The sequence below is a fragment of the Stutzerimonas balearica DSM 6083 genome (assembly GCF_000818015.1).
In the GTDB taxonomy this organism is placed as follows: Bacteria; Pseudomonadota; Gammaproteobacteria; order Pseudomonadales; family Pseudomonadaceae; genus Stutzerimonas; species Stutzerimonas balearica.
The window spans coordinates 3198426-3223057 of record NZ_CP007511.1 but is presented as its reverse complement, the minus strand read 5'-3'; the positions used below and the strand labels follow the sequence as shown (position 1 = coordinate 3223057).

At 62.5% G+C, this 24632-nt stretch carries 25 protein-coding genes; 24 read left to right on the top strand and 1 reads right to left on the bottom strand.

Annotated elements, in window-relative coordinates; genetic code table 11:
• Nucleotides 1–72 precede the first annotated feature (72 nt).
• The 24 genes from CL52_RS14805 to CL52_RS14695 all read left to right on the top strand — a co-directional run bounded on the left by CL52_RS14805 (nucleotide 73) and on the right by CL52_RS14695 (nucleotide 23461).
• Complete coding sequence (locus CL52_RS14805; protein WP_011805438.1) at nucleotides 73–438, top strand: hypothetical protein; 366 nt, start codon at nucleotides 73–75, stop codon at nucleotides 436–438.
• Between the two features lie 85 nt (nucleotides 439–523).
• Nucleotides 524–1174 (top strand): hypothetical protein, encoded by a 651-nt coding sequence (locus tag CL52_RS14800; RefSeq protein WP_011805437.1) that lies wholly within the window; start codon nucleotides 524–526, stop codon nucleotides 1172–1174.
• A gap of 65 nt (nucleotides 1175–1239) precedes the next feature.
• Nucleotides 1240–2349, top strand: a complete 1110-nt coding sequence (locus tag CL52_RS14795) for a DUF6094 domain-containing protein (RefSeq protein WP_011805436.1) — start codon at nucleotides 1240–1242, stop codon at nucleotides 2347–2349.
• Nucleotides 2350–2450: 101 nt separating this feature from the next.
• Nucleotides 2451–2756, top strand: coding sequence for a hypothetical protein (locus CL52_RS14790; protein WP_011805435.1), 306 nt, complete (start codon nucleotides 2451–2453; stop codon nucleotides 2754–2756).
• 111 nt (nucleotides 2757–2867) lie between these two features.
• The gene (locus CL52_RS14785; RefSeq protein WP_019751267.1) at nucleotides 2868–5138 is read left to right on the top strand and encodes a helicase-related protein; all 2271 of its coding nucleotides are present in this window, start codon (nucleotides 2868–2870) and stop codon (nucleotides 5136–5138) included.
• Between the two features lie 84 nt (nucleotides 5139–5222).
• The gene (locus CL52_RS14780; RefSeq protein ID WP_305954240.1) at nucleotides 5223–5501 is read left to right on the top strand and encodes a helix-turn-helix domain-containing protein; all 279 of its coding nucleotides are present in this window, start codon (nucleotides 5223–5225) and stop codon (nucleotides 5499–5501) included.
• 15 nt (nucleotides 5502–5516) lie between these two features.
• Entirely contained in the window at nucleotides 5517–5888 is a 372-nt protein-coding gene (locus CL52_RS14775) for a hypothetical protein (protein WP_019751265.1), read from the top strand.
• The gene (locus tag CL52_RS14770) at nucleotides 5885–8377 is read left to right on the top strand and encodes an Hsp70 family protein (RefSeq protein ID WP_019751264.1); all 2493 of its coding nucleotides are present in this window, start codon (nucleotides 5885–5887) and stop codon (nucleotides 8375–8377) included. Before CL52_RS14775 ends, CL52_RS14770 begins: the two co-directional genes overlap by 4 nt.
• Nucleotides 8378–8380: 3 nt before the next feature.
• Nucleotides 8381–9817 carry an ATP-binding protein gene (locus tag CL52_RS14765; protein WP_019751263.1) on the top strand — a complete coding sequence of 479 codons (1437 nt, stop codon included), beginning with the start codon at nucleotides 8381–8383 and terminating at the stop codon, nucleotides 9815–9817.
• A 497-nt stretch (nucleotides 9818–10314) separates the two neighbouring features.
• Complete coding sequence (locus CL52_RS21710) at nucleotides 10315–11352, top strand: peptidoglycan-binding domain-containing protein (protein WP_071580107.1); 1038 nt, start codon at nucleotides 10315–10317, stop codon at nucleotides 11350–11352.
• A gap of 15 nt (nucleotides 11353–11367) precedes the next feature.
• Nucleotides 11368–13392, top strand: a complete 2025-nt coding sequence (locus tag CL52_RS14755; protein ID WP_050543045.1) for a hypothetical protein — start codon at nucleotides 11368–11370, stop codon at nucleotides 13390–13392.
• A gap of 31 nt (nucleotides 13393–13423) precedes the next feature.
• Entirely contained in the window at nucleotides 13424–14068 is a 645-nt protein-coding gene (locus CL52_RS20365) for a hypothetical protein (RefSeq protein WP_019751260.1), read from the top strand.
• Between the two features lie 9 nt (nucleotides 14069–14077).
• Nucleotides 14078–14566, top strand: a complete 489-nt coding sequence (locus tag CL52_RS14745) for a hypothetical protein (RefSeq protein WP_019751259.1) — start codon at nucleotides 14078–14080, stop codon at nucleotides 14564–14566.
• Between the two features lie 17 nt (nucleotides 14567–14583).
• Nucleotides 14584–15633, top strand: a complete 1050-nt coding sequence (locus CL52_RS14740; protein ID WP_125896072.1) for a hypothetical protein — start codon at nucleotides 14584–14586, stop codon at nucleotides 15631–15633.
• The gene (locus tag CL52_RS14735; protein WP_019751257.1) at nucleotides 15633–16286 is read left to right on the top strand and encodes a hypothetical protein; all 654 of its coding nucleotides are present in this window, start codon (nucleotides 15633–15635) and stop codon (nucleotides 16284–16286) included. The genes CL52_RS14740 and CL52_RS14735 overlap by 1 nt, the downstream gene beginning before the upstream one ends.
• Nucleotides 16287–16304: 18 nt before the next feature.
• Entirely contained in the window at nucleotides 16305–16934 is a 630-nt protein-coding gene (locus CL52_RS14730) for an RDD family protein (RefSeq protein ID WP_019751256.1), read from the top strand.
• A gap of 18 nt (nucleotides 16935–16952) precedes the next feature.
• Nucleotides 16953–17240, top strand: a complete 288-nt coding sequence (locus CL52_RS21360; protein ID WP_019751255.1) for a hypothetical protein — start codon at nucleotides 16953–16955, stop codon at nucleotides 17238–17240.
• A 247-nt stretch (nucleotides 17241–17487) separates the two neighbouring features.
• Nucleotides 17488–18042, top strand: coding sequence for a PFGI-1 class ICE element type IV pilus protein PilL2 (gene pilL2 / locus CL52_RS14725; protein WP_019751254.1), 555 nt, complete (start codon nucleotides 17488–17490; stop codon nucleotides 18040–18042).
• Entirely contained in the window at nucleotides 18039–18686 is a 648-nt protein-coding gene (locus tag CL52_RS14720) for a hypothetical protein (protein ID WP_019751253.1), read from the top strand. Before pilL2 ends, CL52_RS14720 begins: the two co-directional genes overlap by 4 nt.
• 9 nt (nucleotides 18687–18695) lie before the next feature.
• Nucleotides 18696–19415: a TIGR03759 family integrating conjugative element protein gene (locus CL52_RS14715; RefSeq protein ID WP_019751252.1), complete on the top strand. Its 720-nt coding sequence runs from the start codon at nucleotides 18696–18698 to the stop codon at nucleotides 19413–19415.
• Entirely contained in the window at nucleotides 19400–20020 is a 621-nt protein-coding gene (locus CL52_RS14710; RefSeq protein ID WP_019751251.1) for a lysozyme family protein, read from the top strand. The genes CL52_RS14715 and CL52_RS14710 overlap by 16 nt, the downstream gene beginning before the upstream one ends.
• Nucleotides 20017–20550, top strand: coding sequence for an integrating conjugative element protein (locus tag CL52_RS14705; RefSeq protein ID WP_019751250.1), 534 nt, complete (start codon nucleotides 20017–20019; stop codon nucleotides 20548–20550). The genes CL52_RS14710 and CL52_RS14705 overlap by 4 nt, the downstream gene beginning before the upstream one ends.
• A gap of 8 nt (nucleotides 20551–20558) precedes the next feature.
• The gene (gene traD, locus CL52_RS14700; protein ID WP_019751249.1) at nucleotides 20559–22715 is read left to right on the top strand and encodes a type IV conjugative transfer system coupling protein TraD; all 2157 of its coding nucleotides are present in this window, start codon (nucleotides 20559–20561) and stop codon (nucleotides 22713–22715) included.
• Nucleotides 22712–23461: a TIGR03747 family integrating conjugative element membrane protein gene (locus CL52_RS14695; protein ID WP_019751248.1), complete on the top strand. Its 750-nt coding sequence runs from the start codon at nucleotides 22712–22714 to the stop codon at nucleotides 23459–23461. Before traD ends, CL52_RS14695 begins: the two co-directional genes overlap by 4 nt.
• 1 nt (nucleotide 23462) lies before the next feature.
• Here CL52_RS14695 and CL52_RS14690 read toward each other — a convergent pair whose 3' ends face one another.
• Nucleotides 23463–24608: a hypothetical protein gene (locus CL52_RS14690; protein WP_234410128.1), complete on the bottom strand. Its 1146-nt coding sequence runs from the start codon at nucleotides 24606–24608 to the stop codon at nucleotides 23463–23465.
• Nucleotides 24609–24632 lie beyond the last annotated feature (24 nt).

Below are 24632 nucleotides of genomic sequence, written 5' to 3'. Positions count from 1 at the left end.
GCGGCATTCCGCCACCCGCCGGGGTTCTCCCCCGACGGGGAGGGCTCCGGCCATTTCTTCAAGGAGACCTTCATGGGCTGGACCTTCGTACGTCAGACGCGCGATCGGTTGATCCGCGAGCTGATCGCTCCGCAGGCGTCCGAACACGCTTGCTGCGAAGTCATCGACCACACGCTGGACGGCGACGTTCTGTGGACCGTGGTTCGCGTCACCGCCAGGCAGGCGGGCGTCATGGGCCTCGTGGCCGGTGAGTCCGTCTGCTACATCGGCTGCCATCTGCTGGAAAGCTCGGGCGGCGATTGGGGCTACAAGTCCCTCGACGAGTCCGTGCATCCGTACTACTACTCGTGCCCGCTGCGCTATCTCGACATGGCGCCGGTGCAAAGCCCTGAGTGGCGCGAGCGGGTTCACCGCTTCCACGCGGGGCGCGCTGTCTAGCGGCACGCATCTTCCTTCCACCCAACCGGGGCGAGCATGGCCCCGCGGGCTGTGGTTGCTCCTTCATTTTCAAGAGGACATCACCATGCCTGCACCTTCTTCCGCGAAACCGCTGTACCGCATCGACGAATGCCCCGACCTCATGGCCGACGGTTGCGTCGGTGACGAGCAGGGCAATCTCGTCTTTCTCTCGATCTGGGCGCGCGACACCGCCGTTCAGGAGTTCCTCGCCCGCCTGACCCTCGGCCGGGATGAACAGGGACTGGATCAGTTCCACGTCATCACCGAGCAGGGCGCATCCATCCCGGTCTTCGTCGGCAACGTCGAGGACCTGGAAAAGCGCATCACCCGTGCCTATCGGCGAACGCTGTTCGGTTCGCTGACGAATGTGTGGCTGTTCGATCGTCGCTGCGTGAAGCCAGACAAGGCCAACGCCAGCGCGCTGGCGCTTCTGCCCAGGGATTCCGCTCACCGGCTCGACCGGCTGTGGACGCTGGTGCAGGACACCTGCCCGCTGCCACTGCTCGACCACTGGCGCGACACCGTGCTGGAGGTGTTGCAGACACGGCGGATGCTGACCGGTCTTCCCTTGGCCCTCGGGCCGCTGGAAGGCCATCGGCTGGCCCTCGATGTCCCGGCGCTGACGAAGGCGTTGGGCGAGCTGATCCGCAACGGCACCCTCGGCGCCACGCAGTACGAACTGGCCGCGAACGCACCGCTTCGGCGTGTGGCGTGAGCCATCCCCACGGGCATGCGCGCCGCGCGTGCCCGCCTTCCCTCATCCATCACCAGGAGAAATCCATGACACTCATGTTTCCGCGCCTGGCGCGCAATTTCATCCGTAACGGCTACTTCCCCACCGACGAACCGACGCTGGAGCGGGCCTTGTCCGCACTGGCGCCGTCTCCCGGCGCCATGTCCATCCTCGATCCCTGCGCCGGCGAAGGCGTGGCGATCGCCGAAGCCGCTCACGCCCTCGGGCGCGAGCAGGTCCAGGCCTTCGCCGTCGAGTACGACGCCGAGCGCGCCCGCCACGCACGGCAACTGGTCGATCGCTGCATCCAAGGTGACCTGATGGACACGCTGATCTCGCGCCAGTCCTTCGGGCTGCTGTGGCTGAACCCGCCGTATGGCGACCTGAGCAAGGACGTGAACGGCAACATCGGCTATCAGGGCCAGGGCCGTGCGCGGCTGGAGAAGCTGTTCTATCAGCGGGCGCTGCCGCTGCTGCAGTACGGCGGCGTGCTGATCTTCATCGTGCCGTCCTACGTGCTCGACGCCGAACTGGTCGGATGGCTGACGCGCCACTTCGCCGACCTGCGCATCTACCGTGCAGTGGAGACGCAGTTCAAGCAGGTGGTGATCTTCGGTCGCCGGGTTCGCCAGCGCGACCAGGCGTCGGAGTCGGCCAACGCCGTGCGCGGTCTGCTGCTGCAGATCGGACAGGGTGACGCCGAAGCCGAGGAACTGCCGCTCGAATGGCCGTTCCTGCCGTACACCGTCCCTGCCAGCCCGGCCGAGCCGGAGCACTTCTATCGCGTGACGATGGAGCCCGAGCAGTTCGCCGATGAAGTCGGCCGGCTACAAGGACTCTGGCCGGCGCTCGATATGCACCTGGGCGCCGCGCAGCAATCGCTGCGTCCACCCGCGCGGGCCTTGTCGCACTGGCATCTCGCCCTGGCTTTGGCCGCAGGCGCGATCTCCGGCGTAGTGAAGTCCAAGAGCGGGCGCGTGCTCGTCGTCAAAGGTGATACCCACAAGGAGAAGACCCTCCAGACGGAATACACCGAACGCGACGACGGCTCCGTGGCCGAGACGCGCATCCTCACCGACAAGTTCGTGCCGGTCATTCGTGCATGGGACTTGACGCTGGGCTCGCCTACGTGGGGCGAAGTGCTGACCATCCGCTGATCGCTGTTCCCTGACGGTTCGCCGTCGCTTTCATCCACCCACCGGGGTCATGTCGCCCCGATGGGGTGCCGTGGCCCCTTCTTCCAGAAGGAGAAACCACCATGGCACTCGCAGTCCTCAACCTCGCGTCACAAGCACGCTTTTCGCCCGGGCAGGTGGTCATGACCGCCGGCGTTGACGAGCTGGTCCGACAGGGCCGGCTCAACCCCTCGCCGTACCTGCGCCGCCATCTTCATGGCGATTGGGGCGACCTGGACGACAGCGATCGACGGCAGAACGACGCCGCGCTGCAATCCGGTGAGGATCGTCTGTTCTCGTCCTACCAGGTCACGCGCGACCTGAAGCTTTGGATCATCACCGAATGGGATCGCAGCCTCACCACGCTGCTGCTGCCCAGCGAATACTGATCCGCATCCAGCGGCACATACACATTTCTTTGCCGCGTCTTTCTTCCCACCCAGGGGCATGTCACCGCCCCGTGGGGGAGGTGACATGCCCCATTGCTCTGGAGCATCACCATGTCCCTCGATCTCGAAACCGTTCCCGAAACCGCTGTGCAGGGCGACCTGCTCGAAGCGGCCGCTTCACCCCTCACGCTCAGCCTGCAGGACTTCGTGTCCGAGTTCGGCGACGAGCTGCTCGACTCGCTCAACCGCGCCAATCCTCCTGTCTACACCGGCCAGGTGCGGGGGCATCGGCAACTGATCCTCGCCGCGCTCAAGCGCAAGCTGTTCCCCGCGCAAGCCGATGTGGTCCACGCCGTCACCGAGCTGTTGGTCGATCGCGGCGAACGCGCCGCGATCGTCAATGGCGAGATGGGCTGCGGCAAGACGACCGTCGGCATCGCCACGGCCGCCATGCTCAACGCCGAAGGCTACCGCCGCACCCTGGTGCTCTCGCCACCCCACCTGGTCTACAAGTGGCGGCGCGAAATCCAGGAGACGGTGGCCGGTGCCAAGGTCTGGGTGCTCAATGGCCCGGACACGCTGGTCAAGCTGCTGAAACTGCGCGAGCAGTTGGGCGTGCCGGCGCAGGGGCAGGAGTTCTTCGTCCTGGGCCGCGTGCGGATGCGGATGGGGTTCCACTGGAAACCTGTCTTCGTTCGGCGGCGCGCGCCTCACGGCGACGTGGGGGCCTGCCCGGATTGCGGGCATGTCATCACCGACCTCGACGGCGAGCCGATCAACCCGGTCGAACTCGAAGCCGAGGAGTCCCGCCGCAAATGCAGCCACTGCCGTGCACCGCTGTGGTCGTTGATCCGTCCCAGAGGCCTGTCCGCCAGCGACCAGTCCTCGACCGTGCTCAAGGCACTGAAGCGTATTCCAACCATCGGGGAAGTCACCGCGCAGAAGCTGATGCAGAAGTTCGGCGACGCCTTCCTCGCGTCGATGCTCGGGGACAACATCCACGAGTTCATCAACCTGATGGATGGCAACGGCGAGCTGGTCTTCTCGGACCGGCAAGCCCATCGCATGGAACGTGCGATGGCCAACATGGAGTTCGGCTTCGGCGAGGGCGGCTACCAGCCGTCCGAGTTCATCAAGAGGCAGCTTCCCCAAGGCACGTTCGACCTGCTCATCGCCGACGAGGCGCACGAGTACAAGAACGGCGGCTCCGCTCAGGGCCAGGCCATGGGGGTGTTGGCGGCCAAGGCGCGCAAGACGCTGCTGCTCACCGGCACACTGATGGGCGGCTACGGCGACGACCTGTTCCACCTGCTGTTCCGAGCCCTGCCGGGGCGGATGATCGAAGATGGCTACCGGCCGACGAAGAACGGCAGCATGACGTCGGCCGCGATGGCGTTCATGCGCGATCACGGGGTGCTCAAGGACATCTATTCCGAGAGCACCGGCACGGCGCACAAGACAGCCAAGGGCACCAAGGTATCGGTGCGCACGGTCAAGGCGCCGGGTTTCGGTCCCAAGGGCGTGCTGCGTTGCGTCCTGCCGTTCACGGTCTTCCTCAAGTTGAAGGACATCGGCGGAAATGTGCTGCCGCCCTACGACGAGGAGTTCCGCGAAGTCGCGATGGACACGGCGCAAGCTGCGGCCTATCGCGATCTGGCGGGTCGCCTGACCCAGGAGCTGAAGCAGGCCCTGGCGAAGCGCGACACGACGCTGCTCGGTGTGGTCCTCAACGTGCTGCTGGCTTGGCCGGACTGCTGCTTCCGGTCGGAAACGGTGGTGCATCCGCGCACGCGCAACACCTTGGCCTTCGTCCCGGCTCAGTTCAACGAGCTGGAGGTGATGCCCAAGGAACGCGAGCTGATCGAGATCTGCAAGCAGGAGAAAGCAGAAGGTCGCAAGACCCTGGTCTATTCGGTCTACACCGGCACCCGCGACACCACGTCGCGTTTGAAGGTGCTGCTGGAGCAGGAAGGCTTCAAGGTGGCGGTACTGCGCGCGAGCGTGGATGCCTCCCGCCGCGAAGACTGGATCGCCGAGCAGTTGGACCGTGGCATCGACGTGCTCATAACCAATCCCGAGCTGGTGAAAACCGGCCTGGACCTGCTGGAGTTCCCGACCATCGTGTTCCTCCAGTCCGGCTACAACGTGTATTCGCTGCAGCAGGCCGCCCGGCGCTCATGGCGCATCGGCCAGAAGCAGCCGGTGCGCGTGGTCTACCTCGGCTACGCCAATTCCTCGCAGATGACCTGCCTGGGGTTGATGGCCAAGAAGATCATGGTGTCGCAGAGCACATCGGGCGACGTGCCCGAATCCGGACTCGATGTCCTGAACCAGGACGGCGACTCGGTGGAGGTGGCACTGGCCCGGCAGTTGGTGCATTGAGCGTTGCTGAACTTGGCGGCCCCTTCGGGGGCCGCTTCCTTTTTACAGCAAAGCCCTCGGGCAGCACACAGCGGGGTGACCGCCGTGACGTATGTCATTGCTGCCCTGAAAATTCTGCACTATTCTGTCATAGTTTTACCTAGACTGGCCATCACCATGCCTACAAGTACCAGCGAGGGCGAGATCCTCACCCTCAAGCAGGTCGCAGAGTTCCTGAAGGTCACGGACCGGACGATCTACAGGCTGGCCGCAGCCAAGAAGATCCCCGCGTTCAAGGTTGGTGGGACATGGCGGTTCTCCAAGGCGGAGATCACTGAATGGATTCAGCAGCAAACGCAGGGCGGAAAAGCCGATAAGACGTAACCACAGGAGGATTTGATGACCCAGCAGGCCGAAAGCAGTGAGCAGATGGAGCAATCCCTGATCGACATCGCTGTCGAGAGTTGGCGTTTCTCGCGTCTGTTCGGAAAGGTCGTCAGCAAACTCGATGCGGGTGAGTCGGGCCGTTATGTCAATCAGCTCCGCTACTTCCAGAAGAAGCTCGAGGAGAGCCTCGACTCGAGTGGCCTCAGGCTGGTCAACGTCGAGGGGCAGCACTACGACGCGGGTATGGCGGCATCTGCTTTGAATCTCGGGGACTTCGGCCCTGACGACGTGTTGCTCGTCGATCAGATGGTGGAGCCAATCATCATGGGGCCGAACGGCCTGCGCAAACAAGGCACGGTAATGCTCAGGAAGGTGGAAGCATGAAGTACGTCGGTATCGACCTGGGCACGACCAACAGTGCCATCTGCTCTTTCGACGGCGAGTCGATCCGGCTCTACAAGAGTCCAGAACAGCACGACGTCACGCCGTCGGCCATCTTCATCGACCGGCGTGGTAACAAGTACGTCGGTTCGCGCGCCTACAACAATGCCGCCCGCAATCCAGACAATGCGGCGGTGCTGTTCAAGCGGCTCATAGGTACGAGCACGCCGGTCAAGCTGCCGGCGGTGAACCTCACCATGACGCCAGAGGAATGCTCTGCCGAGGTCCTGCGTGCGCTATACGGCTACCTGCCGGAAGAGATTCGGGGCGATGGCGACACCGGCACTGTCATTACAGTTCCAGCCGCGTTCAACCAGATGCAGAAGGACTCGACGATGGCTGCCGCTGATGCGGCTGGGCTCGGGCGTGTGGCCTTGATGCAAGAACCGGTAGCCGCCGTGATGAGCGTCATGCGGCAGCGAAAGAACGACGGTGTATTTGTTGTCTACGACCTCGGCGGTGGAACGCTCGACATCGCAATTGCAGAGAGCATTTCCGGCCGTGTGACACTTCTCGCACACGGTGGCATCGCCATGTGCGGCGGCCGCGACTTCGACCGGATTCTGTTCGACAACATCGTGAAGCCGTGGCTGCTGGAAAACTTTGATCTTCCGGAAGACTTGACGACCAATCCACAGTTCAAGTCCCTGCTGCGTATGGCCACGTGGGCGACAGAGAAGGCAAAGATCGAGTTGTCGCAGAAGGAAGAGGCCGTCGTCAGTCTGCCCGAGACCGAACTCGGTGTCCGCGATCAGGCGGGTGAGGAGATCTACATCGACATCACCATTGATCGCAAACGATACGACGGCCTGATCGGACCGAAGGTGGAAGAGTCCATCGTGTCCGCCCGCGAAACCCTCGAAAAGGCTGGATTGAGCCCACACGACGTCGAGCGTGTCGTCTTTGTGGGTGGCCCAACCCACTACAAGCCTTTGCGTGACAAGGTGGCCTTCGAGCTCGGCATTGCCCCGTCCACTGATGTGAATCCGATGACCGCCGTTGCGGAAGGCGCAGCGGTCTTCGCCGAGTCCATCGATTGGGCGTCGCAAAGCCGTGGACGCAAGAGCGCCCGAGGAGCCATCAGCGCCGGTGGCGCGCTTGATCTGTCGTTCAACTACATCGCGCGCACGCCGGACTCGAAGGCAAAGATCGTCGCCAAACTGGGAAGTGCTGCTCCGGCCGGAGTCGAGTTTCAGATCGACAGTCTGGACACCGGGTGGTCCTCCGGACGCATCGCACTGAAGGATGGCGCAGGTATCGAACTCAACCTGACCAAGCCTGGCGATAACACCTTCAAGGTGTTCGTGTTCGATTCCAACGGTGGGCCCGTGTCACTGCGCGAAGACAAGATTGTCATTGCACGCACCGCGGCTAGCATCGATGCAATCCCGGCATCGCATTCCGTCGGCGTGGAAGCGCGCGACAAGGTGGGCGGTCGCTTGAGCTTGGATTATCTCGTTCGTGAGGGCGATCAGCTGCCCAAGAAAGGCAAGAAGACCTTCAAGGCAGGCGAGTCTCTCAAGGCTGGAAGTGCCGGGTCGATCAAGTTCAAGTTGTGGGAGGGCGACATCTCCGACCCCATCAACGACAACCGCTTCATCGGCATGTTCGAGATCAAGGGAACGGATTTCGACGACGGCGTCATTGCCGCCGGTGCCGAGCTGATTTGCGAGTACGAAGTGCTCGACTCTGGCAACATCGTTCTGGAGGTTTCAGTCCCTTCAATCAGCGGTTCGTTCCAGAGCGGGCGTAACTTCTACTCGAGCCAGGAAGGCAAGGTCGACTACACCAACCAGGCGAAGAACATCCAGGAACAGTCGGACCACACCTTGCAGCGGCTCGACGAGATGGCGTCCAAGGTCGATGACCCACGTCTTGAGCAGGCTCGCGAGAAGCTCGAGCAGGCGAGCACTATCAAAACTGACGAGGCCGACCCCGAGACGGCCAAGCAAGCGATGGATCACGTCCAGGAGGCCAAGCGGCTGCTGGCGCTGACCCGCAAGGAGCATCTGAAGGACATTCGCCAGCTGGAACTGGACAAGGCAGTCGATTTCTTCGACAAGGTCGTGCGTCAGCACGCCAGGCCCACCGAAGCTTCGTCTTTCGATAACTTGGTCAAGACGGCGCAGCGCTCGATTGACAACAACAGTGGCGACTTCGAGTCGCACCTGGATGATCTGCGCAGTCGCAACTTCATGATCCTGTGGCGTCAGGACTGGTTCGTCATCGAGCGCTTCAAGTGGCTGGCCGAGGATACCTACCTCTTCCCAGATGCCCGCGAGCATGCCCAGCTGGTGGCTGCGGGAGCGGAGGCGTTGAAGGCCAATGACATCGACAAGCTTCGTGCCGTAGTAGCTCATCTCGACTCCATCCGCATCGGTTCTGCGGGTGAAGACGACATGCTTGCTGGCGCGAACATCGTGCGGAGCTGACCCATGGCACTCGATGCGTGGCTTCCCATCGGTTTCAAGTTGCCCGACGGTGCGAAGGCGCGCGTCGCCCTGTTTGAAGGGGCAGACTGGCAGATCCTTGAGACCCAAGGCGGTGGGCGGGCGCTCGTCGTACGCGACGCACTGGCGGATCATTGGCTAGATGCCGGGCTGATCGATGACGGGACCTTCAACGCCTTCCAGTTCGGCGATCAGCAGCTTAGGTCCATCTCCTGCGGTCCGAGCCAGACGCTGTGCCCGGTCAGCGAGGCGAAATCACCCGACACCAAGGCCGAGGCGCTCGCCTTTGCTCTTGCGTTGAAGGCAACACGCGATATCGATACGGATTCGGCGCTCCAGGATGCGCTCTACGTTGAGAAGATCACGCGGCTGCTGCCAACCTACAGCATCAGCTCCAGAGCTGGCGATGACGTCGTGCTCGGCTACTGGCTGACGGGCGGCACCAGCATTCCGGCCACTTCCTTCCGCCGTCTCCGCCAGACCATGAGCTGGCTGGGCGCGAGCCACCTGAAGGATGTCGTGCAGGCGGCAGGCTTCGAAGTCGCGGAAATCATGCCGCTGGAGCGCAAGCCAGCGGCTCCTGCCGAAAAGACGGAAGTTGCTCCCGTCGAGAAGGTGGAGAAAGTCGAACGCGCCGAGCCGGAGCCCAACAAGGTCTTCGAACTCGCCGGGCGTCCCGAACTTGCGACCTTCTTCAACGAGCACATCGTCGACATCATTCTGCACCGCGACCGCTACAAGGCGCTCGGTATTGAATTCCCATCAGCCGTGATCCTGTACGGCCCTCCAGGCACCGGCAAGACCTTCGCGGTCGAGCGACTGGTTGATTTCCTCGGGTGGCCAAGCTTCCAGATCGACGCATCCAGCGTGGCCAGCCCGTACATCCACGAGACCAGCAAGAAGGTCGCACAGGTGTTCGACAAGGCGATGGAAAACGCGCCATCAGTTCTCGTGATCGACGAGATGGAGGCGTTTCTTGCTGACCGCGAAATGGGATCGGGCCATCACCGCGTCGAAGAGGTGGCTGAGTTCCTGCGGCGCATCCCGGAGGCCGTGAAGAACGAGGTATTGATCATCGCGATGACGAACCGAATCGACATGATCGACCCCGCCATCCAGCGCCGGGGACGCTTCGATCATGTCATCAAGGTGGACTTTGCAAGCGAGATCGAGGTGCAGTCGCTGCTGGACAAGCTGCTGTCAGCTTTGCCGAAGGAGTCAGACGTGGACTCCAAGCCGCTGGCGCAAGAACTCGCTGGACGACCGTTGTCCGACGTTGCTTTCGTTGTGCGGGAAGGTGCAAGGCTCGCAGCACGCTCTGGCAAGGAAAGGCTGGACCAGGCCAGTCTGCTGGCGGCTTTGCGCACAACACCTGCACGGGAACGTGAAGGCGGCGAAAAGCGGCGCATAGGATTTATCTAAGGGAGACAGTGGTGGCAGCGGAGGAAGAAAACAACAAGAAAAATGAAGGCAAGGGTTTCGCCGGCCTTTCATCGCTCGTGTCCGACGTGGACACGACACCGCCGCCCCCTGCGCCTAAGACGGAATCGGCCGGCTCGACGAAATCCACCGAACGCCCAGACTCGGAAGCTCCTCGACCGCAGCAGCCGACTCAGCGTCAGGCGTATCAAGAGCCTCCGCAACCGTCTTCTGGCTCGTCTGGGGGCAAATGGATACTGGGCATAGCTGCCGTCGTTGGCCTGCTTTTGCTCATTGGCCAGTCCAACAAGAACACTCCGTCTCCGTCTCCGGCTCCCGCTCCCGCCTACTCACCGCCCGCGCAGAGTGCAGCGCCGAGCTATTCGCCGCCTGCTCCACCGCAAGCCCCCTCCGGGCCACAAGAATCAAAGCCGCCAGTTGGTCAGGACTTGGTGTTTTCAACGGCTCAGATTCGGTATTGCCTGGCCGAAGACATCCGCATGGAGGGCGCGAAGGCCGCTCTCAACAACTACAGCGACTCCGATGTCGATCGGTTCAATGCCATGGTGGCTGACTACAACAGTCGCTGTGGCCGTTTCCGCTATAGAAGCGGTGCTTTGGAGAGGGCACGCCGTGACGTTGAGCCGTATCGGGGCCAACTTCAGGCAGAAGGAAGGAGCCGATTCGCTCGCGGTCCATCCACTGGCTCCCTGTCGGCACCAGCACCAGCACCAGCACCAGCGCCCGCGCGTCCTGCTCCGGATGCGACTGTACAAGCTATTCAACGGAAGCTTAATGAACTTGGCTACAGTGCCGGCCCCGCCGATGGGCTGATGGGAAGGGGCACTCGTGCTGCCATCATCGCTTTTCAGCAAGACAGGGGGTTAGCCGCCACGGGTGTCGCAGATCAAGCGTTGCTTCTCCAGCTTCAGCAAGCTCCTACCCGCTCGTCACGACCACAGCCAGAGAGCCGTCCAACCACCACATCTGTGCAGTTATCAGCTGCAGAATCTGCATCGCTAGAAGCGGCATGCTCGACTGACAAATATGTGAATGGGCCGGCTGCTTATCGTGCATGTGTTGAAAGGCAGAAGGCAGCTTTGGCCGCGGGTGTAAGACGACCGAATTTAAGCGTCCTGTCCTCGGCCGAGCAGCAATCCATTGAGGCGGCATGCTCCACAGACAAGTACGTCAACGGACCTGCTGCTTATAACGAGTGCCTGGCAAATCAACTCGCAGCAATGTCCGGTCAGGGAGCTAGGCGTCCTGATTTGTCCCGACTCTCATCCCCTGAGAGGCAATCGATTGAAGCTGCGTGCTCAACGGATAAGTACGTCAACGGACCAGCGGCTTACAACAGATGCCTCAACAATCAACTCGTAGCGTTGGAACGACAGGGTGGGCGACCAGATCTATCAAGACTTTCAACTACAGAGAGAAATTCAATCGAGGCCGCCTGCTCAACAGACAAGTATGTCAATGGTCCGGCCGCGTACAACCGCTGTCTGTCTCAGCAGTTGGCAAGACTACGTAATTAGCGGACGGGCACAGTCATGGGCATGGCAATTTGTTTTAAATGTGGTTCAGAGAAGTCAGGCGCATTGCTCGCCTGCGGTGCATGCGGAACCACTCCTCGATTAAACAGCGAGCTGGCTTTGTCACTCGTGCTTACTGATCACCTCTCTTCGAAAACGCAGCTGGCACATTACAGCCACGAGCTTCGCAATCATTTGAAGTTTTCCGTGCCATCTGATGCATTGGCACAGGCTCAAGAAGCCTTGAAGGACCCGCAGCTTATGGCGATGCTCGGTGCTCAACCGACATCAGGCGCATCTGCGATGCCCATGCCAACAGCTGCGTCTTCGCGCCCGACAGCCCCGCCCACCGGGCAACCGGCGAGAAGCGCTTCTGTGCCGCGCGTCAGTGCTCGACGCACACTGAAAACAACCGCACTCCATCAGACGCCCTTCGCGATTCTCGGTGTGACCACCCGCGACGACCGCAGGCGAATCGTTGAATTGGCTGAAGAGAAGTCTTTGGAGCTGGACCACGATGTCTGCCAGAAGGCACGCTCTGATCTAACGAATCCACGCACTAGGTTGAGTGCAGAGATCGCATGGCTTCCCGGCGTTTCTCCACGAAAGGCATCCCTGCTCGTTGAAGGTCTGCTCTATGATCCTTTTGTGGCCCGGGGCGGGGCTGGCCTGCCCACGCTTGCGCACTTGAATTTGCTTGCCGCTGCCTTCGAGGCGGTGGATGGCGAACACGATGCGGATGACCTGGCAAGTTTCATTCAGGAGGTTGCTTACCTCGTGGATGAGATCGATCCTGAAGATGTTCTGCGCGATATCAATGAAGACCGTGCTGCCTCTGGCTTCCCGGAGGTCCGGGCACTCGATCAAATTGAAGCCGAACTGGCGGAACGTAAACGGTACTACCGCAGCGCCATCAAGGACGCCCTCGACAGGCTGCCACCGACGACGCTTGTGCAGGTCATGACGGACACGGTGGAGGAGGTTACGTTGGGCGGCGAGGATCACGCGCCCGAACTGATCGATGACCTCGTCGATAGCTACGAAGTGGAAACCCAGGGCTTTCTTCAGAAGGAAGCTGAGAACGTCCACAAGCTGATCAAAGCCGCCCGTGACTCGGCGAACTCGGGTGAAGCTGCCGTCAAGCCGTATGTGGACAAGCTTGATGCCGTAGCACGTAATTGGGACAAGGTCGCCCAGCCTATCCAGCTGAGTGCCAAAGCGCGCGGCATCGATCATGAAGCAAGCCGTGACCTGGCCTACGAAATACGTATCCTCGCCATCGACCTGTTCAACACGCATGACATGTTGACGCAGTCCCAACGGCTGACTGGCCTGCTTCAAGAGTTGTTTGCCGAGCTACCTGAAGTGTCTGAGCGCGTTGAGCAGGATGCAGATGCGCTTGCCGATATCATCCAAGAGCGGAAGCAGGCGGTAGCACGAAGAGACGAGTGGGCGCACGAGATAACCTACCGCGCTGAAATTGGTGTGATGTTCAAGGACACCCTGAGCATTTCACCCGATGGCATCTCGTGGAAAGGACAGAGTTTTTCTCTGGACTCGATCACTCGAGTTCGCTGGGGTGGCGTGCGCCACTCCGTCAACGGCGTGCCGACGGGGACGACCTACACCATTGCCTTCGGAGACAAACGCTCTGAGGCGGTTGTCGAGCTAAAGAAAGAGGACATCTACAGCAAGTTCATCGACAAGCTTTGGCGAGCCGTGTGCGTCCGCCTGCTGGGTGAGATGCTGGAAGCGCTGAAGGATGGGCGGGACCTGTACTTCGGCGACGCACTCCTTCACGACGATGGCATCACCTTGGTGAAGCACAAATTCCTGGGTGCCAATGAAAGGGTGCGGTGCACGTGGGGGCAGGTGCAGATATGGAATGCTGATGGATCGTTCTGCATCGGGTCCAAGGACGACAAGAAAACCAATGTCGGCATTTCCTACATTCACGTCGCAAACACGCACATCCTGGAGCAGCTCATTCGCATGGCTTTCAAGAAGCCCGGACTGCGCCGACTGAGCGAACTGCTGCAATGACGTAATCCATTCGACTTTGGGGGCAGCTTATATGGGATTTTTATCAAACCTCTTCGGGGGCAACAAAGAAGACAAGGCGTTACGTGAGGCGCTTGCGCACATCCATCGCATCCTGGATGACGAAAAGTTCCAGTTGGAGCTCGTTCATCCAATGATGAAGGTGATGCTGGAATCTGCGCCTGCCTACGACAAGGACCCGAACGGCTCTGGCCCATTTGGCTTTACTGAGACGAACCCCATCCCGGTTAACGGGCCGATCGGTCAACTGGCATATCTGTCCAGACTCGAAACGCAGTCGGGGCAGCGCATTCTTTTTCATCGCCTCGGGGCCATCGATAAAGTGGACGTGTTTGAGGCCGTGACATTCGACGGAAGCGGATGGTTCATCTTTTTCGTTGACCTCTACCATCCACGGCGCTCGCGCCTGACCCCAGACGGCTTCCGATTCACGAAGGATGTCGCGCAGTTCTCCGGCTTCCACAAGTTCTGCGAGAACTTCCCATACGATTTCGTCGAGAAGAAGGCCTCAGAGCGGGAGTCTGGCTTGAGCATGGCGTACATCGCCATCAGCAAGGTGTCCGACCAAATCCAGAATCGTGTTTTCAACAGGCCACTGGCCCATAAGGCCAAGCTCGACCTCGTGAAAAGCCGCTTGTCGAGCTTCCAGACCCAATAGGCGATGGTCATGAAGAAGACCCTGCTGGCCACGCTTGCCGCATTGATGACCCTTCAGGCCGGGCCAGTTCTGGCTGAAAACTATGAGGTGAGCCTGACCCGCAAGGGCAGCAACGTTTACAAGATCGACGGCAAAGACATCATCATCCAGACGCGCTACTGCTACGTGTATGCCTACTCTGAAGAGGCCATTTTCAAGGCGTCCGGCTACGGCGGAGAGCTAATCTTCTTCGACAGCAAGGACAAGTGCGATGTGAAGGCGGTTTTTGGTCTGTCGAAGCAGAAGGCTGGTAAGTACGTGGTGACGGTCAGTCGTGAAGATGATGATTGGTACGAGGTCCTCGGAACAGATTCGTACATCAAGACATCGACCTGTCTCTCCCTTGCGCTCGGCGAAGAAGCCTACCTGACAATTTCGGCTTCTGGGTTCGGACAACTTCGCTTCGAAGACGGAGACGACTGTATGGTCGAAGGCGTCTATACGAAGCTGCGGCTTTGAAGAGGAGATGAAGAGCCGTGGCTGCTGACGACAAACAAAATGGAAACGCCAAAGGCTTCTCAGGCCTTTCGACACTTGTTTCGGATGTCGACGAAGGCAGCCCAGCCGGCGAGTCCACGCCACAAGTAACTCCGCCGCCCAACCCCGCTCCGGTTCCCGAAGCGCCACCCAGACAGGCCGAGGAAGCACCGTCTGCCTCAATTGTTCCACCGCCATCCAAATCAAAGAGCGACGGCTCATCAGACGCGGCCACCGGTAAATGGATGGTCGGTATCGGCTTGGGCATCGGGCTTCTGCTCATTGTCTTCGTCAACTCGACCAAGAACGAGCCCACCCGCTCGGCGACGGCACCAGTTGCTCAAGCCCCCGTCACCGCGGCCCCCTCCTATCCACCGCCAACTGTCGCGCCAGTCACGCAGAATCGGCAGGCTGCCCTGGAGACAGTTATCCAGCAACGCGCGGCTGCGGAGTCGGTGAACGTGCTTGGTCAGCAGGTCCTGTTCTCCAATCCAAGTGGCTATTGCACGCCGGGTAAGTCGGCGCGCGAAGTCGAGCTCATGGACTTGGCTAAGCGTTCCCTCGCAGAAGGTTCGCGCCTCGTGCACGCAGCAGTCCGTTGCTCCGAACTGGAGGACTACCGAGCGGGCCGCAGGGACATGCTGGATCACTGGCTGCAAATCCAACTTATCGGCCCGAAGGGGAATTTCCAGCGAATCGAGATGCCGCGAGAGGCGTTCCTTTCCGGCCTTTCCAAGTCGACTCCCCGGGTGAATTCCGCCGAGCTCAATCGACGGCTGAAAGCGTCGTTCGAGAATAGCGACGTCGCCCTAACAGACATGAAGTTTGAACCGATTGGGCGGGACGGGAACGCGGTCTATTTTTCCATGCGGATGAACATGAGCGTTGGGGAAAGCAGCCGACCAATTTCGGGAATCAGCGCAATAACGCTCCTGAACTCCCTGCCGCTCTCGATCAACGTTTATGAGGGAACCGGTTCACCACAGAGCCGTGGCCAACTGCAAGCTGTCCAGCAGGAGTTGCTGAACAGCCTCCTCACCGAGAACTGATGATGAACAATTCCAGAACAATATTCTTCGCCCTGTGCTTCTGCTTGTTGGCTGCGGTCGCCATGCCGGTGGCCGCGCAGTCAGCCGGTTACACCAAGCTCAACGTCAAAGGGCGGGTCCAGCTTGAAGTGCCGGGCGACTGGACGATCAGTGATGCCGAACAGCGCAGGCGTGTCAAGGAATTCAGCGAAAAGATGACTGGCGTGGCTATTGATCATGTGGCCTCGCTATCGGTGCAGTCCTATCCAGCACCCTCCCGGGTGTTTGTCCGGGTGTCGTTCATTCCAATGGAACCGCCACTTACTCAAGCAGACGTTAGGCAGGAGGTTCAGGCCAATAAGCAGCAGGTGTTGAGAGATTTGGCGGAAGTCTGGCGCGAAGAGTCTCCAACGATGTGGGCGGGGATGGCGAAGTATGGAATGAAGGAGGTCGGACGCCCCAGCTTTGCCGTTGAACCCATTGGAGGCCAGACCGCCCTGATCATTCGCTATGGACGCACATCATCCGTCAACTCGGCAGAGACGATGAGAGTAGCCCAGTACCACGTGCCGCTGGGCGCCGAAAAGGCATTGATCACTCTTTCGTACATTGAAGGTGATCAGCAGGCAATCGCTGCCCACAATCGATTGAAGAACAGCATCGTAATTCGATAAGAAGAACAGGAACAGCCAATGGCCTACGAAGACCCCAACGCACCGTCGCCTGTCTCCGCTAACTACGTCCAGGAATCAAGTTCACCCGTTGATCAAAGCAAGAGTTTTCTTGGAGGGAAGCATCACCCATGGAGAAGGCTGTTTGCTCGCACGGTTGACATCTGCACGGCTGGATTTGTGTTGTTTCTTCTCTTGATATTCGCTTTCAGCGCGGCGATGCCCGTACAGGCGGCGGGCTTCGCAAAGGCAGTAGAGAACCCAATTGTCGCCAGTATCGTGCTGTATCTGGTTTGGTTGCCTGCCGAGGCTTTGTTGCTATCGTTGTTTGGGACCACCCCGGCAAAGTGGCTGTTCGGCATCAAGATCGCACACCCAGGTGGCAACTTGCTGTCGTTTTCTGAGGCGCTGAATCGCTCATTTCTGGTCTTTGTTCAGGGCGTGGGCTTTGGCATTCCATTCGTCGCACTTTTCACCCAACTGTTCGCGTATCGGCGGCTCACGAAAACGGGCACGACGTTGTGGGATACATCTGCCGGCGCAGTGGTACTCCACAAAAAATGGGGGGTGGTTCGCGCGCTTGTGTGTACCGCCGCCGTCTTTGCTGTGCTGATTTTGATGAGCGCATTGAACGCCGTAGGAAATCGATAACCACAACAGGAGAAGACAATGGCTTACGAAGATCCGAACGCACCGTCATCTGCGCCGGCGTCCACAACGACGCCAGCGGCTACGCCAGCACCAGCTACGACCGAGAAGAAGTCTGGTTCATGGGACTGGCTTTGGCCGTCCATTCTGGCCGTTATCATCGTCAAGCTGTTTGGCCTTGTCGGCGGGTTGGTTGCCTTTGGCAGCTATTACTGGCTGAAACCAAAGCTGGGAACATGGGGGGCTGTTGCCGCTTCCGGTGTCATTGGCGTTGTTGTCGCAATTGGCCTCTTGGCGATGATTCGATGACCCCTGTCTTCCGTCCATGTGAGAAAGAGCGTTGCCCTGCCTCCCACCGAGCTGCCAGCCCCGGCAGCACTTTCCAGCCTCTATAGATCCATCGTCGCAGTTCCGGCCCAGCAGCGAGCCAGTCACGCTGGCTGATTGATATGTGCCCCTCCCTTGGGAAATGGGGCGCCGCGCGTTTCGGATTTTCGGCATCCCGCGCAGCACGTTTCTGCAAAGGTGAAGGCATCCCGTCACAGTGGGGTGCCACATGCTGCCGTCTCTGCCTCGTTTCCTCTGCATCTTCGCCGTGCTCAGCGGCCTACTGCCCGGTTGCACGACGACACCGGCCACCCCTGATCAGTTAGAAGCGCCACCCGACGAGATAGCTTCGGTGGTGGACCAGGGGCTGGTTCCGGTGGCCCGCTACGGCCGCTACACCCTGGTCGAGCTGGTACCGGAACCTGCGCAGCGTGATCTCTTGCAGCAGGCGGTGGAAGTCTCGATTCCGCCCATGCTCGATGCCAGCGTGGGCGATGCCATGCGCCACGTCTTGCTGCGCTCCGGCTATCGGCTCTGCGATGCGGCCGAGGCCGCCACCCTCTACGCGCTGCCGCTGCCTGCCGCACACCTGCGCCTGGGCCCGCTGATGCTGCGCGATGCCTTGCTGACCCTTGCCGGCCCCGCCTGGGAGCTCTCGGTCGATGACTTGACCCGCCAGGTCTGCTTCAGCCGGCACGGTGCTCCCACCTTCCTTTCCGCCAACCCGCCCGGCACCGCCACGCCCGTGCCGGACGCCGACCGGCCCGAGGAGCTGCAGCCATGACCTTTCCCCAAGCGCCATCCGAGCGCAATTCCCGCACGCGCTGGCTCAAGGTCGCCGCGGCCTTCTGGCTGCTGCTCATCAGTGCCGTGGCACTCATCAACAGCGTCGGCCTGTCGCGGCTCACCGAACAGACCCAGAGCAGCGCACAGGATGCGCAGGTCAACGCGCTGGGCCTGCGCGTGGCCGATCTCGAACGACAGGCCGATGCGGACAAGCGCCGGCCGGTGCCGATCAGCCAGGCAGAATTCGCCACCGCGCGGCAGGCGCTGGACGAGCGGATGGCGCGCCTCGAAGAGGCCGACGAGACGAGGGCCCTGGCCGTCGACCTGCAGACGCTGCAGGCGCGCGTGAACGGAATCGAGACCCGCCTGGAGAGGACCCGGCAGGTGGCATCTGCCGCTCGCCCGCGCGCTCCGGTTGCGACGAAGCCCAAGGTGCCGGAGCCGCCGTTCCGGGTGCTCGGCGTGGAGCTGCGTGGAGGCGAGCGCTTTCTGTCGATCACCTCCACCGCCGCGGCCTCGCTTGCGGGCGCCCGGCTGCTGCGCGAGGGCGATGCCGAGGGCGGCTGGCAACTGCAGTCCATCGAGGCGCAGGCGGGCGTGTTCCAGGTGAACGGCCAGACGCAGCGCGTCGCGGTGCCGTAGGAGGTCGCCATGATCCTGCGGTCGTTGCTCGCTGCCGTCGTCCTGTTCGCCGCTTTCGGCGCATCCGCCCAGCCGGCCCCGGTGACGAACTCGCGCATGGTGCCCGCCCAGGTGCAGCCGGGCACTGATGCCGCGCTCGACGAGAGGCAGGCGCGGGAATGGGGGCTTCAGCCCGAGGAGTGGGCGCGTTACCGGCAACTGATGCAGGGGCCGCTCGGGGTCTATTCGCCCCTGCTCGATCCGCTCACGGCGCTGGGCATCGAGGCCCGCAGCGAGGAGGAGCGCAGGCGCTACGCCGAGTTGCAGGTGCAGGCCGAGGCCCGGCGCGTCGGCAAGACGCTGGCCTACCAGCGGGCCTACGACGCGGCGTGGCAGCGCCTGTTTCCCGGCCAGCCGCGCGTGAGCCTGCCCGGCGCCAAGGCGCAGGGTGCCGGCAACACCGGCTCCGGGCGCCTGGCGGTCTTCGTCAAGGCCGACTGCGCACCGTGCGCGCAGCGCGTGCGGCAGTTGCAGGCGGCCGGCACGGCCTTCGATCTCTACATGGTCGGCAGCCGTCAGGACGACGCGCGCATCCGGCAGTGGGCCACCCAGGCGGGCATCGACCCGGCCAGGGTGCGCGCCCGCACCATCACGCTCAACCACGATGCCGGGCGCTGGCTGTCGCTCGGCCTGCCCGGCGAGCTGCCGGCCGTGGTGCGCGAGGTGAACGGCCAATGGCAGCGGCAATAGGCACTACGGGCCGGGAGCGTCGGCCATCCCGCGTCACCATCCGCTGCGCCTGCGCCGTGCTGCTGCTCGCCACCGGCACCGCGACCTTCGCAACGCCGGCGCGGGAAGTGCCGCCGCCGGCCTATCAACTGGCGGCGCATCGTGCAGACGTGCCGGCGGCGGTGCTGTACGCGGTGGCCTTGCAGGAGAGCGGCGCCATGCTGCGCGGGCGCCTGATCCCCTGGCCGTGGACGCTCAACGTCGCCGGCTCGCCGCAGCGCTATGCCACCCGCGCCGCGGCCTGCGCGGGGCTGCACCGTGCGCTCGCCCACACGCCGGCCAATCGCATCGACGCCGGCCTCGGCCAGGTCAATCTCGGCTACCACACGCATCGCTACACGCAGCCCTGCGAGCTGCTGGACCCGTACCGCAACCTCGCCATTGCTGCGGAAATCCTGCGCGAACAGCACACGCCGGGCGAGGACTGGCTGCTTGCCATCGGCCGCTACCACCGGCCCGCCGGCGGGGCACCCGCGGCGCGCTACCGGCGCAGCGTGCATCGGCACCTGACCCGCGTGCTCGACCCCGACGTTCCCGTTCCAACCCTCCAGGCTACCACGCCATGAACCACATCGTCCTCATCGCCGCCATCGGGCTGCTGTCCACGACCACCGTCTTCGCCCAGACCGCCTCCGCGCCCCTGATCGTCGTCGAAGACCGCGGCGGCACCTCCGCGCTGCCGTACTACCGGTCCCTGAATCCCCAGCCGGATCAGGCCACGCCGCCGGCCCCGATGCCGGCCCCGCGCGTGCGCAATGCGGCCGACGCCGAAGCCGCCATGCTGCCGGTGCGCTCGACGCAACTGTCGCCGGGCGAGGTGCAGCGCCGCGTCATCCGGGCGCCGGGCCTGACGGCACTGTTCCTGATCGGCGACGACGAGCGTTCGCGCGCCTGGCTGCGGCAGCGGCAGGCCGCGCTGCGCGAGCTGGGGGCCGTGGGCCTGGTGGTCAACGTGGAGTCGATGGCCGCACTGACGGCGCTGCGCAGGCTGGCTCCCGGCCTGACCCTCTCGCCGGCCTCCGGCGACGACCTGGCCCAGCGCCTGGGCCTGCGCCACTACCCGGTGCTCATCACGTCCACCGGTGTCGAGCAGTAGGTGCGCAAATGGCCCAACCGCATGCGGTCGAGGTCTTGCTGCGGCCAGCGGTGGAGCTTTATACCGTGGCGGTCTGCACCGGCGCCGCGATTCTGTGCCTGGTGGCACCGTGGTCGCTCGCGCTGAACCCGCTGCTCGGCCTGGGCTCGGCGCTGGCCTTCCTGACCTTCGGCGCGATTCGCCTGCGCGATGCCTGGGCGATCCTGCGCTATCGCCGCAACATCCGCCGCCTGCCGCGCTACGTGATGACCAGCCGCGACGTGCCGGTGAGTCAGCAACGGCTGTTCGTCGGCCAGGGCTTTCGCTGGGAGCAGCGGCACACGCACCGGCTGATGCAGACCTACCGGCCGGAGTTCCGCCGCTACGTCGAGCCGACGGCGATCTACCGGGCCGCCCGGCGGCTGGAGGAGCGGCTTGAGTTCGCGCCGTTTCCCGTCTCGACACTGGCGCGCGCGCTGGCCTGGGACAGCCCGCTCAACCCGGCGCGACCGCTGCCGCCGGTCGGCGGACTGCCACGCCTGCATGGCATCGAGCCGCACGAGGTCGACGTCACGCTGCCGCTGGGCGAGCGCGTCGGCCACTCCCTGGTGCTGGGCACCACGCGCGTGGGCAAGACGCGGCTGGCCGAGCTGTTCATCACGCAAGACATCCGCCGCAAGGTCCGCGGCGAGCACGAGGTAGTGATCGTCTTCGACCCCAAGGGCGATGCGGACCTGTTGAAGCGCATGTACGTCGAGGCCAAGCGCGCCGGGCGCGAAGGCGAGTTCTACGTGTTCCATCTGGGCTGGCCGGACATCTCGGCGCGCTACAACGCCGTGGGCCGGTTCGGACGGATCTCCGAGGTGGCCACGCGCATCGCCGGGCAGCTCTCCGGCGAAGGCAACAGCGCCGCGTTCCGCGAATTCGCCTGGCGCTTCGTCAACATCATCGCGCGCGCCCTGGTGGAACTGGGACAGCGGCCGGACTACCTGCTGATCCAGCGCCACGTCATCAACATCGACGCGCTGTTCATCGAGTACGCCCAGCACTACTTCGCCAAGAACGAGCCGAAGGCCTGGGAGGTCATCGTCCAGCTCGAAGCCAAGCTGAACGACAAGAACATCCCGCGCAACATGATCGGGCGCGAGAAGCGCGTGGTGGCCCTCGAACAGTACCTGTCCCAAGTGCGCGTCTATGACCCCGTGCTCGACGGTCTGCGCAGCGCCGTGCGCTACGACCGGACGTACTTCGACAAGATCGTCGCTTCGCTGCTGCCGCTGCTGGAGAAGCTCACCACCGGCAAGATCGCGCAACTGCTCGCACCGAACTATTCCGACCTGTCCGACCCGCGACCGATCTTCGACTGGATGCAGGTCATCCGCAAACGCGCGGTGGTCTACGTGGGGCTGGATGCGCTGTCCGACGCCGAAGTCGCGGCGGCGGTGGGCAACTCGATGTTCAGCGATCTGGTCTCGGTCGCCGGCCACATCTACAAGTTCGGCGTCGACGACGGGCTGCCCGGCGCCGCGGCGGGCGCCAAGATTCCGATCAACGTCCACGCCGACGAATTCAATGAACTCATGGGCGACGAGTTCATCCCGATGGTCAACAAGGGCGGCGGTGCCGGCGTGCAGGTGACGGCCTACACGCAGACCTTGAGCGACATCGAGGCGCGCATCGGCAATCGTGCCAAGGCCGGTCAGGTGGTCGGCAACTTCAACAACCTGTTCATGCTGCGCGTGCGCGAGACCGCCACCGCCGAGCTGCTGACGCGACAACTGCCCAAGGTCGAGGTGTACGCCACGGCACTGATGAGCGGCGCCACCGACAGCTCCGACCCGCACGGCAATACCGCGTTCACGTCCAACACGCAGGACCGCATCAGCACGACCAGCGTGCCGTTGATCGAGCCCGCGCATGTGGTGGCGCTACCGAAGGGGCAGTGCTTCGCGCTGATCGAGGGCGGCAACCTCTGGAAAGTCCGCATGCCGCTGCCGGCACCCGACCCCGACGAAGCCATGCCGAAGGATCTGCAGGAGCTGGCCGGCTACATGCGGCAGCACTACGTCGAGGCAGGAGACTGGTGGGAGAACCAAGGCATCCCCGGCCTGCAGGACAAGGCGCTGCCCGACGACCTGCTGGACGACTTCAGGCAGATGGCCGCCGCTGAAGAGGCCGAAGCATGAGCGATCCGGCCGTCGCTGCCCAGCGCCAGCAGCAACGACAGCAGGGGCTGATCGCCGGCCTGGTCACGCTGCCGTTCCGCTTCTTCGGCGTGCTGTGCGGCGCGCTGCTGCTGTGCATCCTGATCGAATGCGTCGGCATGCACTTCTTCTGGCCCGAGCAGGGCTGGCGCCACGCGCAGGGCATGCTGCACTACGAGCTGGATCAGCTCTCCACGCATTTCACGCGCAGCGCGCTGGTGCAGGAGCCGGGGCGCACCGCGCACCGGCTGGTCGAGCAAGGCTACGACTGGTTGTTCGTGAAGAGCGGCCTGCTGGACTGGATACGCGACGCCGCGGCGCAGGCCAGCGCCGGCAGCCATCGCCCGACCAAGGACTTCCGCTACTACATCGGCTTGGTCTACGTGAACGTGGAGAGCTACCTGATCGCGGCGGCCTACACGACGCTGGTCTTCCTCGTGCGGCTGCTGGTGCTGTGCCTGACCCTGCCGCTGTTCCTGATGGCCGCCTTCGTCGGATTGGTCGACGGCCTGGTACGCCGGGACATCCGCCGCTTCGGCGCGGGACGCGAATCGGGGTTCATCTATCACCGCGCCAGGGCCAGCCTGATCCCATTGGCCGTGCTGCCGTGGGTGACTTACCTGGCACTGCCGGTCAGCGTGAACCCGTTGCTGATCCTGCTGCCCAGCGCCGTGCTGCTCGGCGTGGCGGTATGCATTGCGGCGGCGACGTTCAAGAAGTATCTGTAGATCACTCCGGCTGCCAGGCGCAATCTGCCCAGTGCGTTTCGTAGCGTTTTACGAAGTCTTTCATCTCCCGGATGTTGACGGCAGGTTCGCGGAAGGCCCGGGCGCAGGTAGAAACGACATCCCGGTAGAACTCCGGAGCGACAGTCCTGATGCCGTCATAATTCATAAGCAAGTCCGGAAGACGCTCCGTGATATTTGCTCCGCGAGGTGCCATCACAATGCTCGGGGGCTCTCCATACGTATTGATCAACACGTATCGCCAGCTTGGGTCTGCGGCTCCCTGGCGAGGGACAATCTCACAGGGACGTGCGTCTCCGCCTTTGGACATGGCTTCGTAGACCTCCTTGATGGCCTGGGGTTTGTGGGCCACCAGCACATAAGGCCCGGCCCCTACATAACTACCCATGCGTTCGTCGTATTCGATGCCGAGCAAGTCTTCCAGGTCAAAGCGTGCATGTCGGCCCAGGGGAGCCTTTCCCGAGGTGAACCATTGAAGTTCCCGCAGGGTGATCCCTGCACACTTGGCAACGTCTGCAGGCGAATTGGGCCAGCACGCCACGAGGTTCTTGGCGATTTCGGCTGCGTTGTCATAGTCACTGTCGGCCCAGAAATCATCATCCTCAACGATGCCGTCCGGTGCCTTCTCACCTGTCACCAGCCAAGTCCTGCCATCGAACCCGTCGAGGTTGAAATAACGGGGCTGATCGGGCGGCAGAGAGGTCTCCCAGGACGACATCCATGGACCGGGTTCCCAGTCGAGCCCACCTGTCATTGTTGGCACCGGTACTTGCGCCGGTAAGGCCAGCCACTGCTGGATTCTGACCACGACCTCGCGGCTGTTCACGCCTCTGTGACCATCCCTGATACGAAAATCGTGGTCATTCTGAGCGTCCCGGCAAAGGGCCTGGATGGACCCGGTAAGAGATCGGTCTTTTCCGTCGTGCTTCCTCAGCAGACACCGGCTGGAGTCCTGGGCCGAGCGCAGAGACGCTGGAAGGGATTTCTCCTTGGCATCAGCGACCTCGACCTGGACTCCGATTCTTGCCATTTCCCCTACCAGTTCAGGGCTGGCCGTCGCGAGGTGGCGATTGATCCGCAGAATGTCCGGTCGGCCACGCAAGCCCTTGGCGTTACGCCACGCATCCAAAAGAACATCCCGGAAGGCCCTGGG

What these genes read in the sequence shown, in the direction of transcription:
- CL52_RS14805 (WP_011805438.1), top strand. Translation starts at nt 73, where the DNA reads ATGGGCTGGACCTTCGTACGTCAGACGCGCGATCGGTTGATCCGCGAG.
- CL52_RS14800 (WP_011805437.1), top strand. Translation starts at nt 524, where the DNA reads ATGCCTGCACCTTCTTCCGCGAAACCGCTGTACCGCATCGACGAATGC.
- CL52_RS14795 (WP_011805436.1), top strand. Translation starts at nt 1,240, where the DNA reads ATGACACTCATGTTTCCGCGCCTGGCGCGCAATTTCATCCGTAACGGC.
- CL52_RS14790 (WP_011805435.1), top strand. Translation starts at nt 2,451, where the DNA reads ATGGCACTCGCAGTCCTCAACCTCGCGTCACAAGCACGCTTTTCGCCC.
- CL52_RS14785 (WP_019751267.1), top strand. Translation starts at nt 2,868, where the DNA reads ATGTCCCTCGATCTCGAAACCGTTCCCGAAACCGCTGTGCAGGGCGAC.
- CL52_RS14775 (WP_019751265.1), top strand. Translation starts at nt 5,517, where the DNA reads ATGACCCAGCAGGCCGAAAGCAGTGAGCAGATGGAGCAATCCCTGATC.
- CL52_RS14770 (WP_019751264.1), top strand. Translation starts at nt 5,885, where the DNA reads ATGAAGTACGTCGGTATCGACCTGGGCACGACCAACAGTGCCATCTGC.
- CL52_RS14765 (WP_019751263.1), top strand. Translation starts at nt 8,381, where the DNA reads ATGGCACTCGATGCGTGGCTTCCCATCGGTTTCAAGTTGCCCGACGGT.
- CL52_RS21710 (WP_071580107.1), top strand. Translation starts at nt 10,315, where the DNA reads ATGGAGGGCGCGAAGGCCGCTCTCAACAACTACAGCGACTCCGATGTC.
- CL52_RS14755 (WP_050543045.1), top strand. Translation starts at nt 11,368, where the DNA reads ATGGGCATGGCAATTTGTTTTAAATGTGGTTCAGAGAAGTCAGGCGCA.
- CL52_RS20365 (WP_019751260.1), top strand. Translation starts at nt 13,424, where the DNA reads ATGGGATTTTTATCAAACCTCTTCGGGGGCAACAAAGAAGACAAGGCG.
- CL52_RS14745 (WP_019751259.1), top strand. Translation starts at nt 14,078, where the DNA reads ATGAAGAAGACCCTGCTGGCCACGCTTGCCGCATTGATGACCCTTCAG.
- CL52_RS14735 (WP_019751257.1), top strand. Translation starts at nt 15,633, where the DNA reads ATGATGAACAATTCCAGAACAATATTCTTCGCCCTGTGCTTCTGCTTG.
- CL52_RS14730 (WP_019751256.1), top strand. Translation starts at nt 16,305, where the DNA reads ATGGCCTACGAAGACCCCAACGCACCGTCGCCTGTCTCCGCTAACTAC.
- CL52_RS21360 (WP_019751255.1), top strand. Translation starts at nt 16,953, where the DNA reads ATGGCTTACGAAGATCCGAACGCACCGTCATCTGCGCCGGCGTCCACA.
- pilL2 (WP_019751254.1), top strand. Translation starts at nt 17,488, where the DNA reads ATGCTGCCGTCTCTGCCTCGTTTCCTCTGCATCTTCGCCGTGCTCAGC.
- CL52_RS14720 (WP_019751253.1), top strand. Translation starts at nt 18,039, where the DNA reads ATGACCTTTCCCCAAGCGCCATCCGAGCGCAATTCCCGCACGCGCTGG.
- CL52_RS14715 (WP_019751252.1), top strand. Translation starts at nt 18,696, where the DNA reads ATGATCCTGCGGTCGTTGCTCGCTGCCGTCGTCCTGTTCGCCGCTTTC.
- CL52_RS14710 (WP_019751251.1), top strand. Translation starts at nt 19,400, where the DNA reads ATGGCAGCGGCAATAGGCACTACGGGCCGGGAGCGTCGGCCATCCCGC.
- CL52_RS14705 (WP_019751250.1), top strand. Translation starts at nt 20,017, where the DNA reads ATGAACCACATCGTCCTCATCGCCGCCATCGGGCTGCTGTCCACGACC.
- traD (WP_019751249.1), top strand. Translation starts at nt 20,559, where the DNA reads ATGGCCCAACCGCATGCGGTCGAGGTCTTGCTGCGGCCAGCGGTGGAG.
- CL52_RS14695 (WP_019751248.1), top strand. Translation starts at nt 22,712, where the DNA reads ATGAGCGATCCGGCCGTCGCTGCCCAGCGCCAGCAGCAACGACAGCAG.